Below are 14,489 nucleotides of genomic sequence, written 5' to 3' on the forward strand. Positions count from 1 at the left end.
AGCTTAGTGGGTAAATTCAATGCGATAGGTTTTGCTGGAAGCGACGCCCAGTCCATTTTCAATGGCTGGGCGAAACTTCATGGCGCCCACTTTACGCAAAATGGGGTGGCGCTCTTCGGGGGGAATATTGCCGCTAAGCACGTGAATCTGTTGCACCAGCCCGGTGGCATCAATCTCCAGCTCCAGCACTAGCTCGGCAGGGCTGCGGGCAAAGTCACTGGGTACAAATTGCGGCTCATTCAATGCCAGCGCCTCTTGCCGCTCTGGCGCAGGGCTAGGCAGCGCCCCCATGCTGGCAGCAGACGGCGCCGCGGGGCTTGGCGCTAGTTGTGCACTGGCGAGTAGATCAAGGGCTGGCTGATAAGACTGCAAGGCAGCGGTTGTGAATGCAGCTGGGTCGGCCAAATTTGGCAAAGGGATTGCCGCTGATTCGGCGGCAGCCTGCTCAGCCGAGGGCGGCGCGGCCAAGCTCACACTCAGCGCCCCTACCCCGCCCGTAGTAGCCGCCGGCCACGGCGCGCTCCACCCCGAATCCGGGCGTAAAGCCCACAGCAGCAGCCCATGCACACTGAGCGAGAGCGCGATGGGGGCCAGCCAGTGGCGCAATACCGATGGAGCCAAGCTGCGCCGCTGCATGCCATCTGATTCCCGAGTTAGTACCACCAAATTGTCGCGAGCAGACTAGCCAGCAGAGCGGCGATCAGCCCGAGTAGATAATTGCGCTTTTTCTGCTCCCACATCAGCCCTTTATAGCCCGCCAGCAAGAGCTCGGTGTGGTTTTGGTTCAGGACTTCGTTGAGCTTGCGCGGCAACGTCGGCAGCAGGGTCGCCCACTGCGGCGCCTCATGTTTGATCGTGGTGAGCAGACCGCGCCAGCCGATTTGCTCATTCATCCAGCGCTCCAAGAATGGCTTGGCGGTTTGCCATAAATCCAAGTCTGGATCGAGCTGGCGGCCCAGCCCTTCGATATTGAGCAAGGTTTTTTGCAGCAACACCAGCTGCGGCTGGATTTCCACATTAAACCGGCGTGAAGTCTCAAACAGCCGCAGCAAAACAAAACCAAACGAGATCTGGCTCAGCGGCTTATTAAAGAAGGGCTCGCACACGGTGCGCACTGCGGCTTCCAGCTCTTCCACACGGGTTTCTTTCGGCACCCAGCCCGACTCGATATGTGCCGTCGCCACCCGCCGATAGTCGCGATTAAAAAAGGCGAGAAAGTTAATCGCCAGATACTGCTTATCGGTATCGCTCAGCGAGCCAACAATACCAAAGTCTAGCGCAATATACCTGTTATCCGGCGCCACAAAGATATTGCCCGGATGCATATCGGCATGGAAAAAACCGTGGCGGAATACCTGGCTAAAGAAAATCTCCACCCCGTAACGGCTGAGCTTTTTCAAATCCATGCCCGCGGCTTTTAGCTCGTCAATGCGGCCGATGGGAATACCGTCCATCCACTCCAGCACCAGCACTTCGCGCGCGCAATAGTCGTAAAACACTTCGGGCACGATCAGCTGATCGGAATCTTTAAAATTGCGCCGCAGCTGGCTGGCATTGGCCGCTTCGTGCATTAAATCCAGCTCGTCGTGCAGATAGCGATCAAACTCGGCCACCACTTCACGGGGCTTCAGGCGTTTGCCATCGGCAAATAGCTTTTCCACCCACAGCGCCAGCATGCGCAGCAAAGCCAGATCGCTTTCGATCACCGGCAAAATACCCGGGCGCAACACTTTCACTGCCACCGCCCGCCCTTGCCCCCCCTCAGGGGCATGCAGCCGGGCGCGGTGCACCTGCGCGACCGAGGCCGAAGCCACCGGTGTGGCATCAAACTCGGCAAACAGCGCCGCCAACGGCTGATTCAGGCTGGTTTCGATTTGCCGAATGGCAAGTTCCGAGGCAAAGGGCTTCACTCGGTCTTGCAGCAAGGCCAGTTCATTGGCCAGATCGGGGGGCAATAAATCGCGGCGGGTCGATAACACCTGACCAAATTTAACAAACACCGGCCCCAGTGATTCCAGCGCCAGCCGCAAACGCACACCGCGGCTATCGGGTAATTTGCGCCAGAAAAACAGCGCGCCGATCAGCTGCCGCAAGCCACGCACACGCTCGTGCCCCAGCAAAAATTCATCGAGCCCGAAATGGACAATCACATACAGAATGCGAAAAAAACGCAGCATTATTCGCCTTTGTCCGCCAGCCGCGCCTGCAGGCGGGCCAGCCGTTTTTCCAGTCGCGCCACATCGTGCCGCAAGGTATCCACCGCGCTACAGTAGTCGGCCACCTGCTCTTTACGCACCAGCCAGCGCGCTTCATCGCGCGCGTACTCTGCCGCGGCCGTGGCCAGCCGCTCACCGGCTGCCAAGGGCCATTGCGCCAGCGCTTGCCCTGAGCGCACGACCCGATGCGCCACAATATCACCAGTCCAGCGCGACAGATCTTCAGCTGCATCCCAGGCGAGCGCGCCCAGCACGGCGCCGGCGCGGGCGGCCAAATCCGGATCACCCGCCAGCACAACTTGTCGCGATGCGGCTTGTGGATCGGTGAGTCGGGTGAGAAAGTACGCCGTTGGCAACGTCAGCGTAGCTTCCGGCTCGGCTTGCGAATCAGCCAAGCGGCCATCGGGCATCACCACCACGGTGGCAGTCAGCAGCGGTAGCTGCAGCGCAAAGCTACGCCCGGCCAGCGGCTGCAGGGCCTGCAACTGCTCTGGCGCTTGCGCCAGCAAATGATTGAGCAAGCGCGCCAGCAGCATCAGAATTTGGTCCCTTTATGCAGCGCCACCACGCCACCGGTCATATTGTGGTAATCCACGCGGCCAAAGCCCGCATCGCGCATCATGGTTTTCAGGGTTTCCTGATCCGGATGCATGCGGATGGATTCGGCCAGATATTGGTAAGAATCGGGATCATTGGCCACCAGTTTGCCCATCAGCGGTAGCAGTTTGAATGAATACAGATCGTAAGCCGGCTTGAGTGGCGCCCATACTTTGGAAAATTCCAGTACCAGCAAACGGCCACCGGGCTTGAGCACGCGGCACATTTCTTTCAGCGCGGCATCTTTGTGCGTCATATTACGCAGACCAAACGCCACCGAAACAATATCGAAGTATTCGTCTGGAAACGGCAGCTTTTCTGCATCACATTGAGCTACCGGGAGGGGGTATCCGGAATCCAGCAGACGATCACGGCCTACGCCCAGCATCGAGCTATTGATATCGGTCAGCCACACCTGCCCCGATTTACCCACTTTTTTGGCAAAGGCCTTGGATAAATCGCCGGTGCCGCCAGCAATATCCAGCACCCGATCACCCGCCTTGGCGCCACTGGTTTCAATGGTGAAGAACTTCCAGGCCCGGTGCAGACCTGCGGACATCAGGTCATTCATTACATCGTATTTTTGGGCCACCGAATGGAAAACTTCGGCGACTTTTTGCGCTTTTTCCGATTCGTTGACTGTAGAAAAACCGAAGTGGGTTTTCGCGTCGCTCATTGCTTTGCCCTTGCTGCTTACAGCGGTTCACGCGATGCGCCGGCGGCGGCGAGATCGCTCAGGTATTGTTGCCAGTTGGCGTCCTGCTGGGCGCCTAGTTCGTATAAATATTGCCAGCTAAATAGGCCGCTATCATGGCCATCATCAAACACCAGTTTGGCCGCGTAATGGCCCACCGGTTCAATCGCGCGGATATTGACGTGCTTTTTGCCGACTTGCAGCACTTCATTGCCAACCCCGTGCCCGCGTACTTCGGCCGAGGGGCTAAATACCCGCAGGTACTCGCACGGCAGTCTAAACCGTGCGCCATCATCGAAGGCGATTTCCAGGACTCGGGAAGCTTGATGCAGCGTCAGTTCGGTGGGCTGCGGGGTGTTGGCGTGCAAACCGGCCATATCCAGCTCAAAAGGGTTGATTTGAATAGCCTCCATGATACCGCGCCGCCCTTGTAGCCGCCAGCGAAGTGACATTGCTTTCACCCCATGAAATTTATGCCATAAGTTTGCAGACTTGTAATATTAAGTTCACACTAAAGCCTTATTCTCGCAACCAATCTGAATTGAACTTATCGCGCGAGGAGCTGTCATGGCCGCAAACATTCTGCTGGTCGAGGACGAACCAGCAATCCAGGAGTTGATTGCCTTTAACTTGACCCAAGCCGGTCACCACATCATGCGTGCCGACTCGGTCGAAAGCGCGCAGAGCATTGTACGCAATGCCCTGCCCGATCTGATTCTGCTCGACTGGATGTTGCCTGGCATGTCCGGCATCGACTTCGCACGTAAACTACGCGCCGATGAACGTACCCGTGGCATTCCGCTAATTATGCTGACGGCCCGCTCGGACGAGCAAGACAAAATCGCGGGGCTGGAAACCGGCGCCGACGATTACATCACCAAACCCTTCAGTCCACGTGAACTGCAAGCACGCATCAAAGCCGTGCTGCGCCGCCGTGCGCCGCAGGCCACTGATGATCCAGTGGAAATCCAAGGCCTGCGCCTTGATCCGGTCACTCACCGTGTATCGGGCAATGGCAAGGCGCTGGATCTGGGCCCTACCGAATTTCGCCTGCTGCACTTCTTTATGACCCACCCTGAGCGCGTACATACCCGCGCACACCTGCTGGACCAGGTGTGGGGCGACCATGTATTCGTGGAAGAGCGCACGGTCGATGTGCACATTCGTCGCCTGCGCTCCTCATTGGAGGGAACTGGTCACGATCATCTGATTCAAACCGTTCGTGGTTCAGGCTACCGCCTGTCTGTCAATTAAGTACAATCCGCAGTTCCTCGGGGTAATGCACTGCATTACCCTGACCTGACGCCCGCTCTCAAAGGCACCGAATGCTCTGGCTCCGCTCCATCGTTTTTTATTTGTCCGTGACCCTGATCGCGCTGTTTATCGGCGGGATTGCCGGACGGGAGTGGGGGCTGACCTTTGCCCTGGTGGTCGTCTCACTCACCTGCCTGTTTCATATTTTTAATTTGCACCGTCTGTATCACTGGCTGCAAAACCCGCAAGTCGATAATGTGCCCAGCAGCTTTTTGCTCTGGCAAGAAGTCTTCGATCAGTTTTACACCGAAGTGCGTAAGCAGAAAAAAGCCAAAGAGCGGCTAGCCAATACGCTGGATCGTTTTCTATCGGCCGCCGAGGCGCTGCCCGATGGCGTGGTAATTCTGGACGAGTACGATCGCATCGAATGGTGCAATCCGGCTTCCTGCGATCATTTGGCGCTGAATCGTAAAACCGATACCGGCCAACCGATTACACACTTGCTACGTCACCCTAGCTTGCGTGAATACCTCAAGCAGGAAGACTTTAGCCACCCGATCGTGATTCGCACTACCCGCCCCACCGAGCAAACGCTTTCGGCGCAGATGGTGCCGTTTGATTCAACGCGCAAACTGCTGCTCAGCCGCGATATTACCCAGCTCGAGCGCGTGCAAACCGTGCATCGCGACTTCGTGGCCAATGTCTCGCACGAACTACGCACCCCGCTGACGGTGGTGGGTGGCTTTATCGAAACCATGATCGATATGCCCGCGTCAGATGCGCAAACCCGTGAAACGCATTTGCAGCTGATGTACGAACAAACCCAGCGCATGCAGCGACTGGTGGACGATTTGCTCACGCTCTCCAAACTGGAAAGCGGCGCGCAGGTGCGCGAAGAGGAAGTCGATATTCCGCAGCTAATGCAATTGCTGCGCACCGAAGGCATGGGCCTCTCGCAAGGCCGGCATACGGTCGAAATCGGCAAGCTGGAACGCGCCCGCCTGATCGGCAATAACGACGAGCTGCATTCGGCACTGGGCAATCTGGTTTCCAACGCCATTCGTTACACCCCGGCGGGCGGCAAGATCACCATTGGCTGGGAGCGGCGCGACGATATGCTGTGCTTTACCTGCCGCGACACCGGGATCGGCATCGCCCCCGAGCATATTCCCCGCCTGACCGAGCGCTTTTATCGCGTTGATCGCGGCCGCTCTCGCAATACCGGCGGCACCGGCCTGGGGCTGGCGATTGTGAAGCACATTCTGCACCGCCATCAGGCGCAGCTGTGCATCACCTCCGAGCCAGGCAAAGGCAGTGAATTTGCGGTGAAGTTTCCCGCCACCCGCATCATCGAATAAACCGAGCCCGCTTTGTGCGGGCTTTTTGTTGCCGTCAACGTGGATCAAGCCAAGGCCAGCACTTGCCCTGCCGGACAACTATCCGTACATTGCAGCAATCACGGTTTTTTTGCGCCTGCGCAAAGGCATCAGGCTTGTTTTGCAGTGATAATGCCCCATGTCCTTTGCAACGACGTTCCACCCTGTTTGCATCAGTTCAATACTAATGAGGTTTTTACCATGAGCAGAATCGCAGCAATCAAACCTTTCGGCCAACGCATCTGGCTGGACAACCTGTCGCGCGGCCTTCTGGCCTCTGGCGAGCTGGCTCGGCTGATCGCCGAAGACGACATCGCCGGCGTTACCTCCAACCCTGCGATTTTCTACAAATCAATCTCTTCTGATCCGCTGTATACCGGTGATCTGGCTGAACTGAAAAAACAGGACCTGACCGCCGAACAACGCTACGAAGCGCTGGTTGTACCGGACATTCAAGCCACTTGCGATCTGACTCGCGCCATGTACGACGCCACCAATGGCCAAGACGGCTACGTGAGCTTGGAAGTATCTCCAACACTGGCGAACGACGCGCAAGGCACCATCGACAACGCCAAACGTCTGTGGGCGGAAATCAATCGCCCGAACGCCATGATCAAAGTACCAGCCACTGATGCTGGCGTGGTGGCCTTCGAAGAGCTGATCGCTTCTGGCATCAACGTGAACATCACCCTGATGTTCAACCTGAAACACGTTGATAACGTGCTGACCGCCTACATCCGCGGTCTGGAAGCGCGCGCGGCCGCCGGCCTGCCAATCGATAAAGTGCAAGCCGTGGCTTCAGTATTCCTGTCACGCGTGGATAGCCTGATCGACCCACAACTGGAAGCCATTGGCACGGCCGATGCGCTGGCTCTGCGTGGCACCGTGGCTAAATCATTCGTGAAAGTGGCTTACCAGCATTACAAAGCGCTGTTCCACGGCAACCGTTTTGCCGCGCTGAAAGCCAAAGGCGCCAATCCACAACGCCTGCTGTGGGCTTCTACCGGCACGAAAAACAAAGCCTACCGCGATGTGATGTACGTGGAAGACCTGATCGGCCCAGAAACAGTGAACACCGTACCCGATGCCACCCTGGCGCTGTTCCGTGACCACGGCGAAGCCGCAAACACGCTGGATACCGGCATTGATGCTGCCGTACAAACACTGGTGAAAGTGCGCGAGCTGGGCATTAACTACAATCTGGCCGGCGAGCAGCTGCAGGTTGAAGGCCTGAAACAGTTTGACGAAGCCTTTGCCAAACTGATGGAACTGACCAAATAAACGGTCTAGTTTTTCAGCAAAAAACCCGCCAGCAGGCGGGTTTTTTTACCCCACCAGGGTATATCAATCAACCCATTGACAAACAAACCACACAACAACATACCCATCGAAATAAAACGCAACTTTTCCACCACACCCAGCCCAATCTTCATTAAAGCTTCCTAATTTTGTAATAATTTAACAAATATGTAACAATAAAGCTGACATTACCTGCCATAATGTTTCCCCTGTTACTTGGTGATTGAATATGCGCAAGATCTTGATTGCCAACCCCAAAGGCGGGAGTGGCAAGTCGACCCTCTCCACCCATCTGGCCAGCTGGTTCTCGTGGCAAGAAACCAAGGTGATGCTGGGCGATCTGGATCGCCAGCACTCCAGCCAGCGTTGGCTGGATCGCCGCCCGAGCAATCTACCCCGTATCGAGCGCTGGGAAATCGGCAGCGATCAAATCGCCCGCCCGCCCAAAGGCAGCCAAGTGGCGGTGCTGGATAGCCCCGCCTGCTTTGGCGGCAGCAAACTCAAAAAAGCCCTGAAAGTCGTCGACCGGGTCATTATCCCGATTCTGCCTTCTGCCTTTGATTTATGGGCCTGCCAAGATTTTCTGGCGGAGCTGGCCGAAACCAAGGCCGTGCGCCGCGAAGAAGTCCAAGTGGCCGCCGTCGCCATGCGTGTGAACCCGCGTAGCAATGCGACGCAACAGCTGGCCGAGTTTTTGCGCCAATTCGAGATTCCGCTGATCGCCACCATCCGCGATACACAGCTCTATAATCTAACCATCCAGCGCGGCATGACCTTGTTTGATCTGCCCGCAAGCAAAAATCAGCGCGACGTCCAGGAATGGCGACCACTGATTCAGTGGGTGCTGCAGCGGTAATCCGCTACAGCCAGCCGGCGGCATTTCGGCGTACAATCGCCGGCTTCACTTTGAGGCCGCCATGCATTTCACCCTTCTTAGCCCGCAACAACAGACCGAACTCGAGCGCGCCATCGCGCAACAGCATGGTCGCGTGCTAGCGCTAGAGCTGGCCGGCGAGGCCGTGATTGTGAAACGCCAAGAAGGCCGCAACCGCCCGCTGGCGTATTCATTACTCAATCTGCTCGCCCGCAGTCTGCGCCAGCCCTTGCTGTGCGCAGTGCCCGCCCCGGGTGGCGCCGCTGGCCAGGCGATTGAAGCGCGGCGACTACAAACCTTGCATGCAGCCGGTGTCTTAGTACCCGAATTACTGGCCGCACAGCCCGGCTATCTGGTGATGCGCAATGTGGGCAAGACCTCGATTGATCACTTGCTCGCACATCAGCCCGCCGATCAACGCAAAGTATGGCTGGCGGGCCTGAATGCGATTCTGGCCACTCACCGCTGCGGACAAGCCTTAAGCCAGGCCTTTGCCCGGAATATTATTTTCCACGCCGGTCAGGTGCATTTCATTGATTTTGAAGATGATCCGCTCAGTGTATTGAGCCTCGCTGAGGCGCAAAGCCGCGATTGGCTGTTTTATCTGCATTCCACCAGTTATCTGCTCAGAGCGGGGCCGGCCGAACAGGCGCAGCTCTTGGCGCGCTATTTGCGCCAAGACGATCCCATCGTGCAGCAGCTGGTGACCCGCAGCGCCAACACTTTGGCCTGGCTGCGCTACCTACCCAAGCAGCGTAAGCCCTGGGGCCGCGATGTGATTTCGCTGCAAGGCGCGGCCGCCACGCTGCATGCCTATCGGTGTCTGGATGTGCCCGGGCCATTGGCACCTTAAAATGCCTGGCCCATGCGCCACAAAAAAGCCCGGCTCGCGCCGGGCTTTCACTTTAAGGCTGAACAAGGTGACGCTTATTGCTTCACTTTGCTCATCGCCTTCATCAGCGTCGCGCTACTGTCATCGCCATCCAGCGACCAGCTAAACATCCCGGCCAGCCCTTTGGCCTTGCTGTAGTTGATCTTGGTTTGGATCACTTCCGGCGTATCGTAAGACCAGAAGGTTGAGCCATCAAACTTCCAAGATTGCTTGGTCACATCGTGGGTATAAATCGTACCCGCGGCGTTCTTCAGCACTTTGAAGTCTTCAATGCCGCCTTCCCAAGTTCCGCGCGCCGGTTGCGTAGCGGTTTGGTACAGACCATTATTCACGTTCGGCACCCCAGTCCAGCCACGGCCATAGAATGGCACCCCGAGCACAATTTTATTGGCCGGGAAGCCTGCCGCGGTCAGATTGGTCACCGCGTCATCGATGGTGTAATACGAAGCCACACCCCGTTGCCCGGTTACCGGATCGAGATAATTCGGGCTCTTCGGATCAGCGTACAGATTCGAGTGGAAGTCGGTCTTGGCATTTGGATTGGCATGATTTTCATACGCACTATCCACATAGGTGGTGCTGGTGTATTCCCAGCCGCCATGGAAGTCGTAGGTCATCAGGTTAATCCAATCCAGATACTGGCTGTACTTAGCCGGCTCAGTCATCTCGATCTTGTCTTTCCCCGCCGACATCGCCGCGGTCAGATAGTACTTCTTGTTGCCATTGGCGGCGCTCAGCGCATTCAGTTGCGCGCGGAACTCGGCCATCAGCAGGGTGAAGTTTTGCTTATCTTCCGCCGAAACGGTGTTGTAGGGCTGACCGACAACGCCTGGGAATTCCCAATCCACATCAATCCCGTCAAACACGCCGGCTAACGAGCCCGGCCCACCGCGGCCGCTATACGACGGCAGATTGCCCTTGATATAGATATCCAGACACGAAGCGACCAATTGTTTACGTAGTGCATCGGTTTTCGCCGCCGCCGAGAACCATTTTGACCATGTCCAGCCCCCGAGCGAGATAAACACTTTCAGGTTCGGGAATTTCGCTTTCAGGTCTTTGAGCTCGTGGAAATTCCCAGCCAGCGGCGTTTCCCAAGTGATAGCATTGGCAGGGTTTACTTGCCGAGCCGGTGGGCGGCCATAATCGGCCCAGGCATCGCCACCCGTACCCGCATCGGGTGCATTCGGGTTGGTCGCGCCTTGCTCCAGCTTATCGATCCCGGCTGCACATTCGTAGCCGCCGTTTTTCTGATAGATATTGCCGAAAGCGTAGTTCAGGAAGGTCATTTGTGCGGCCGAGCCGTTGTTCACAAAATCCACCACCTCAAAACTACGGCCATACACGCCCCACTGGGCAAAGTAAGAACCAACTTGCTTTTCACTTGGCGCGGGAACCGCGCCACCCGGTACGGTTGGCGCTGGTGTATTGGTAACGGCTGGGGCGCTCGGCGTTGGCGTTGTGCCACCCGGGGTAACGACTGGGGTTGCGGTGGGGACGGCCGGCGTCACGACCGGAGTTACGACTGGCGTAGCCGTTGGCGTGGCGGTCGGGGCGGGAGTTGCATTACCACACGCCCCCCCCACTTTCCACAAGGTCGGCGTTGTCGATGGCGTCCAGCCTGCGCCCACATAAGCGGTGTGGGCAGCTAGGGCGGTATAGCTCTGGCCGCTATAGCTGACAACGTCTCCAGCCTTATACGTACTACCTTCAGCCCAAACTGCGCAGCTATTGCCCGGCACCGGGGTCGCGGTCACGACCGGGGTTGGGGTCGGCGTGCTCGGACGCGCCGTTGGCGTTGTGGTCGGCACTGCGGTTGGAGCAATCGTCGGTGCAGTTGTTGGTGCGCTGCTTGGCACCGGCGTGCTACCGCTCACCACTTTCCACGGGCCCCACTGCGCAGCACCGGGCACTTCGCCCTGCGTCCACCATTGTGCTTCATACACCACGCCGTTGTAGACCACACGCTGGCCACCGGTATAAATCGTGCTCTTATCCCACGCGGCTACCCCACCTGGAGTTGGCGTTGGGGTGACGACGGGTTTGGGGGTAGCGGTCACAACAGGCGTCACCACCGGCGTTGCCGTCGGGGTTACGCTCGGGGTTGGCGTAGGCGCAACCACGCCACCTTGTGCGTTTTTGAAGATATTCCAGAATTCAAAATTGGCTTTGCTGGCACCGTTGCTGCTGTTATCGCGGTGGAATGACCACCACGCGATCAGTCCTAGACCTTTTTGTTTGGCAAAGTCGGTGAGGATCTGGGCATCGGCCAGCCCAAAGACTTCCGATTGCACATCATTCACACCCAGCATGGGCGTCACGCCCACTTTGGCCCAGATTTGGGCGTCAGTGAGGCCGGGGAACAGCGGCTTGATCTGGTTAAAAGTGCTTTGCGCGGCCTGTACGGCCAGATCACCCATTTTCTTGCCGGCTGAGGCTGATGAACCATAATCCATCGCCATCACATTGACCATATCCACGCGTACGCCAGCGTTAATGGCTGATTTCACCGCGTTCACGCCTTCGGTAGTGAGGCCTGTTGGCATCACCGGCAAAGTGAATGACACGTACAGATCGGGATATTTGGCTTGCAACTGCTTGATTGCGGCCGAGCGAGTGCTGTTGTAGGTGGCGTTGCTGAGTGAGCCGCCTTCCACATCAAAATCCAGCGCCTTAATGCCATGCGTGGTGATCATGCCGTCGATCAAATTGACCATGGCATCTACCGAGCAAACTGCTTCCAGATACGTGCCTGAAGCACCACCAAACGAAGCTATCACGCGCCCGCCCGCTTGGCGGAAGGTGGCGATGTCAGTCTTCATACCCCCGTTGAGTATGTCTGTACCCGACCCGTCATTGCTGATTGCGCAGCTATTACCCTTGGCAATGGTAAAAGCCAAGGTCACGGAATTGAGCCCCAGCTGCTGGCGCGCTTGTGTTAGCGAGAGATTATTGCCCGCGTACCACATTTCATAATACGGGGCGACATCGGTGGCCGAAGCCAGGCCGGCTGCCAGCAGCATTGCTGCTGGCAGCGCCTTGAGCGCAAACGACTTGCGCGAGGTTGTGTGCAACATTTCATCTTCTCCATATGTTTTTGGTGGGGAAAATCCCCGGCTGCGCGCATCTTTGGCTTCGCTAGCTCAGTTCTGCTTCTAACGAGCAGATATAAAAAAACCCCCTCTTGCGAGGGGGTTCTTGGTGCCAGATTACTGACGGGCTTTACCCATGGCTTTCGACAGTGTTGCTGCGCTGTCGTCACCATCCAGTGACCAGCTGAACACACCACCGTTCAGCCCTTTGGCTTTGGCGTAGTCGATCTTAGTTTGGATCACTTCAGGTGTATCGTACGACCAGAAAGTAGAACCGTCGAACTTGTAAGACTGTTTAGTTACTGGGTGTACATACACAGTACCCGCAGCGTTTTTCAGTACTTTGAAGTCTTCGATGCCTTTCTCGTAGGTACCGCGTGCTGCATCAGTCGCTTTTTGATACAGACCGTTGTTCACGTTGGTCACACCAGTCCAGCCACGACCGTACTTAGGAATACCAACCACCAGTTTCTTCGGATTCACGCCGGCTTGGATCAGCAGGTTCACTGCGTCATCGGTGTTGTAGTAAGACACCAGGCTGCGGTCGCCGTAGCACTTGTCGGCTGGTTTGCCAGAGCACTTGTACTGTGGGTTGCTTGGATCAGCGTACAGGTGAGACTGGAAGTCAGTCGGACCTTGCGCGTTCCAGCCGCCGTTGTAGTCGTAAGTCATCATGTTGATCCAGTCGAGGTAACGTGCGTACTCGCGTGGCTCAGTCATTTCGATCTTGTCACGACCTACACCGATAGCAACGGTCAGGTAGTATTTCTTCTGGTTAGCTGCAGCCAGTTCATCCAGTTGTTTGCGGAATTCAGCCAGCAACAGGGTGAAGTTTTGTTTGTCTTCAGGCGCTACAGTGTTGTAACCCACGCCTTGAACACCTGGGAATTCCCAGTCGATATCGATACCGTCGAAGATGTTCGCAGCTGAACCTGCGCCACCACGGCCATCCACCACTGGCAAGTTACCTTTGATGTAGATGTCGATACACGATTTAACCAGCTGTTTACGCAGTGCGTCGGTTTTCGATGCAGCAGAGAACCATTTCGACCAAGTCCAGCCACCCAGAGAGATGAACAGTTTGGTGTCTGGGAATTTTTTCTTATAAGCCTGGAACTCACGGAAGTTACCGGCCAGTTTGTCGTCCCACTTGATTTGATCAGCTGGATCAACACGACGTTTCGCAGTCAGACCAAAGTCGGCCCAAGCATCGCCACCAGTACCAGCGCCTGGTGCATTTGCATCAGTTGCACCTGGTTCCAGTTTGTTCACGATACCGCACTCGTAACCACCATTTTTCTGGTAGATGTTACCGAAGGCGTAGTTGATGAAGGTCAGTTGCTGAGCTGCACCGCTAGAGATGATGTCGGCAACTTGGTAGTCACGACCATACACGCCCCACTGAGTGAAGTAAGAGCCGACTTGCGCTTGCGCAGGTGGAGGCACTTCTTGACCTGGAGCCAAGGTAGCTACTGGAGTTGGCGCTGCAGTTGGTACTGCAGTTGGAGTTGGCGCTACGGTTGGTGCTGGGGTCATGCCAACTGGGGTTGGTGTTGGCGCTACAGTTGGCGTCGCAGTGACAGCTGGGCCGCACTCGCCTTCGTATTTCCATGGGCCCCACTGATCAGTTGCAGAAGGCGCCTGACCTTGTGTCCACCATTTAGCTGAGTATTTGCCGCCGTTGTAGGCAACTACTGCGCCGCCGCTATACGCAGCAGTTGAATTCCAAGCCGCTACAGAGCCACAACCTGCTACTGGGCCAGTAGTTGGCGCGGTAGTTGGAGCAGTTGTCGGTGCGGTGGTTGGCGCAGTTGTTGGGGCCGTGGTTGGCTTAGCCGTTGTTACTGGCGTCGCGGTTGGCGCTGGCGTAGCAGAACCAGTACCAACCAGTTTCCACAGTGTTGGGGTTGAAGCAGGGTTCCAGTTAGCGCCCACGTAGGCAGTGTGAGTCACCAGAGCTTGGTAGTCGTTACCGGCATATGAAACAACAGTGCCTGCGTTATAGGTCGAACCTTCTTTCCACGCATCAGCAGCGTAAGAGAAGCTGGCCACGGCCATCAGTGCAGCAGGAATAGCAGCTACAGCAAAACGATTAAAGTGCGACATAAGGGTCTCCATCCTCGTGTGTTTTTTGGCATTACTCGCGCAATGCAACTGGTACTAACCAGATCCGCCGTGCAGTCAGATTATTGAAA

Annotated in this window: 13 protein-coding genes; 5 read left to right on the forward strand and 8 right to left on the reverse strand. The window is 56.6% G+C overall.

Features of this window, described 5'->3' with window-relative positions; all coding sequences use genetic code 11:
- Positions 1-3 precede the first annotated feature (3 nt).
- The 5 genes from L991_RS04275 to L991_RS04295 are packed head-to-tail and all read right to left on the reverse strand — an operon-like array spanning position 4 to position 3,884.
- Positions 4-636 (reverse strand): hypothetical protein, encoded by a 633-nt coding sequence (locus tag L991_RS04275; protein ID WP_047392620.1) that lies wholly within the window; start codon positions 634-636, stop codon positions 4-6.
- Positions 637-653: 17 nt separating this feature from the next.
- Positions 654-2,177 carry a ubiquinone biosynthesis regulatory protein kinase UbiB gene (gene ubiB / locus L991_RS04280; RefSeq protein WP_047392622.1) on the reverse strand — a complete coding sequence of 508 codons (1,524 nt, stop codon included), beginning with the start codon at positions 2,175-2,177 and terminating at the stop codon, positions 654-656.
- Complete coding sequence (locus L991_RS04285) at positions 2,177-2,752, reverse strand: SCP2 domain-containing protein (RefSeq protein ID WP_047392624.1); 576 nt, start codon at positions 2,750-2,752, stop codon at positions 2,177-2,179. The genes ubiB and L991_RS04285 overlap by 1 nt, the downstream gene beginning before the upstream one ends.
- Positions 2,752-3,489 carry a bifunctional demethylmenaquinone methyltransferase/2-methoxy-6-polyprenyl-1,4-benzoquinol methylase UbiE gene (gene ubiE, locus L991_RS04290; RefSeq protein WP_047392627.1) on the reverse strand — a complete coding sequence of 246 codons (738 nt, stop codon included), beginning with the start codon at positions 3,487-3,489 and terminating at the stop codon, positions 2,752-2,754. Before ubiE ends, L991_RS04285 begins: the two co-directional genes overlap by 1 nt.
- Positions 3,490-3,506: 17 nt before the next feature.
- Positions 3,507-3,884 (reverse strand): gamma-butyrobetaine hydroxylase-like domain-containing protein, encoded by a 378-nt coding sequence (locus L991_RS04295; protein ID WP_047392793.1) that lies wholly within the window; start codon positions 3,882-3,884, stop codon positions 3,507-3,509.
- A gap of 190 nt (positions 3,885-4,074) precedes the next feature.
- Between L991_RS04295 and phoB the strand changes: the two genes are divergently transcribed.
- From phoB to tal, 3 genes are all read left to right on the forward strand, one after another.
- Entirely contained in the window at positions 4,075-4,761 is a 687-nt protein-coding gene (gene phoB, locus L991_RS04300; RefSeq protein WP_028450005.1) for a phosphate regulon transcriptional regulator PhoB, read from the forward strand.
- Positions 4,762-4,832: 71 nt separating this feature from the next.
- Positions 4,833-6,119 carry a phosphate regulon sensor histidine kinase PhoR gene (phoR, locus tag L991_RS04305; RefSeq protein ID WP_052190594.1) on the forward strand — a complete coding sequence of 429 codons (1,287 nt, stop codon included), beginning with the start codon at positions 4,833-4,835 and terminating at the stop codon, positions 6,117-6,119.
- Positions 6,120-6,338: 219 nt separating this feature from the next.
- A complete protein-coding gene (gene tal / locus L991_RS04310) occupies positions 6,339-7,418 on the forward strand; it encodes a transaldolase (protein ID WP_047392629.1) in 1,080 nt (359 codons plus the stop codon).
- 5 nt (positions 7,419-7,423) lie between these two features.
- Here the strand turns inward: tal and L991_RS17205 are convergent, their stop codons facing one another.
- Positions 7,424-7,570: a hypothetical protein gene (locus L991_RS17205; RefSeq protein ID WP_156128980.1), complete on the reverse strand. Its 147-nt coding sequence runs from the start codon at positions 7,568-7,570 to the stop codon at positions 7,424-7,426.
- Positions 7,571-7,665: 95 nt separating this feature from the next.
- Here L991_RS17205 and L991_RS04315 point away from each other — a divergent pair, with 95 nt between their 5' ends.
- Together L991_RS04315 and L991_RS04320 are read left to right on the forward strand one after the other, a co-directional pair.
- Positions 7,666-8,292 carry a ParA family protein gene (locus L991_RS04315; protein WP_047392631.1) on the forward strand — a complete coding sequence of 209 codons (627 nt, stop codon included), beginning with the start codon at positions 7,666-7,668 and terminating at the stop codon, positions 8,290-8,292.
- Positions 8,293-8,353: 61 nt separating this feature from the next.
- The gene (locus L991_RS04320) at positions 8,354-9,163 is read left to right on the forward strand and encodes a hypothetical protein (RefSeq protein ID WP_047392633.1); all 810 of its coding nucleotides are present in this window, start codon (positions 8,354-8,356) and stop codon (positions 9,161-9,163) included.
- Between the two features lie 74 nt (positions 9,164-9,237).
- Here L991_RS04320 and L991_RS16860 read toward each other — a convergent pair whose 3' ends face one another.
- Positions 9,238-12,279 carry a glycosyl hydrolase family 18 protein gene (locus L991_RS16860; RefSeq protein ID WP_081986526.1) on the reverse strand — a complete coding sequence of 1,014 codons (3,042 nt, stop codon included), beginning with the start codon at positions 12,277-12,279 and terminating at the stop codon, positions 9,238-9,240.
- Between the two features lie 132 nt (positions 12,280-12,411).
- Complete coding sequence (locus tag L991_RS04330; RefSeq protein ID WP_047392641.1) at positions 12,412-14,400, reverse strand: glycosyl hydrolase family 18 protein; 1,989 nt, start codon at positions 14,398-14,400, stop codon at positions 12,412-12,414.
- Positions 14,401-14,489: the final 89 nt, after the last annotated feature.

Source organism: Chitinibacter sp. ZOR0017 (assembly GCF_000799095.1).
Taxonomy (GTDB): Bacteria; Pseudomonadota; Gammaproteobacteria; order Burkholderiales; family Chitinibacteraceae; genus Chitinibacter; species Chitinibacter tainanensis.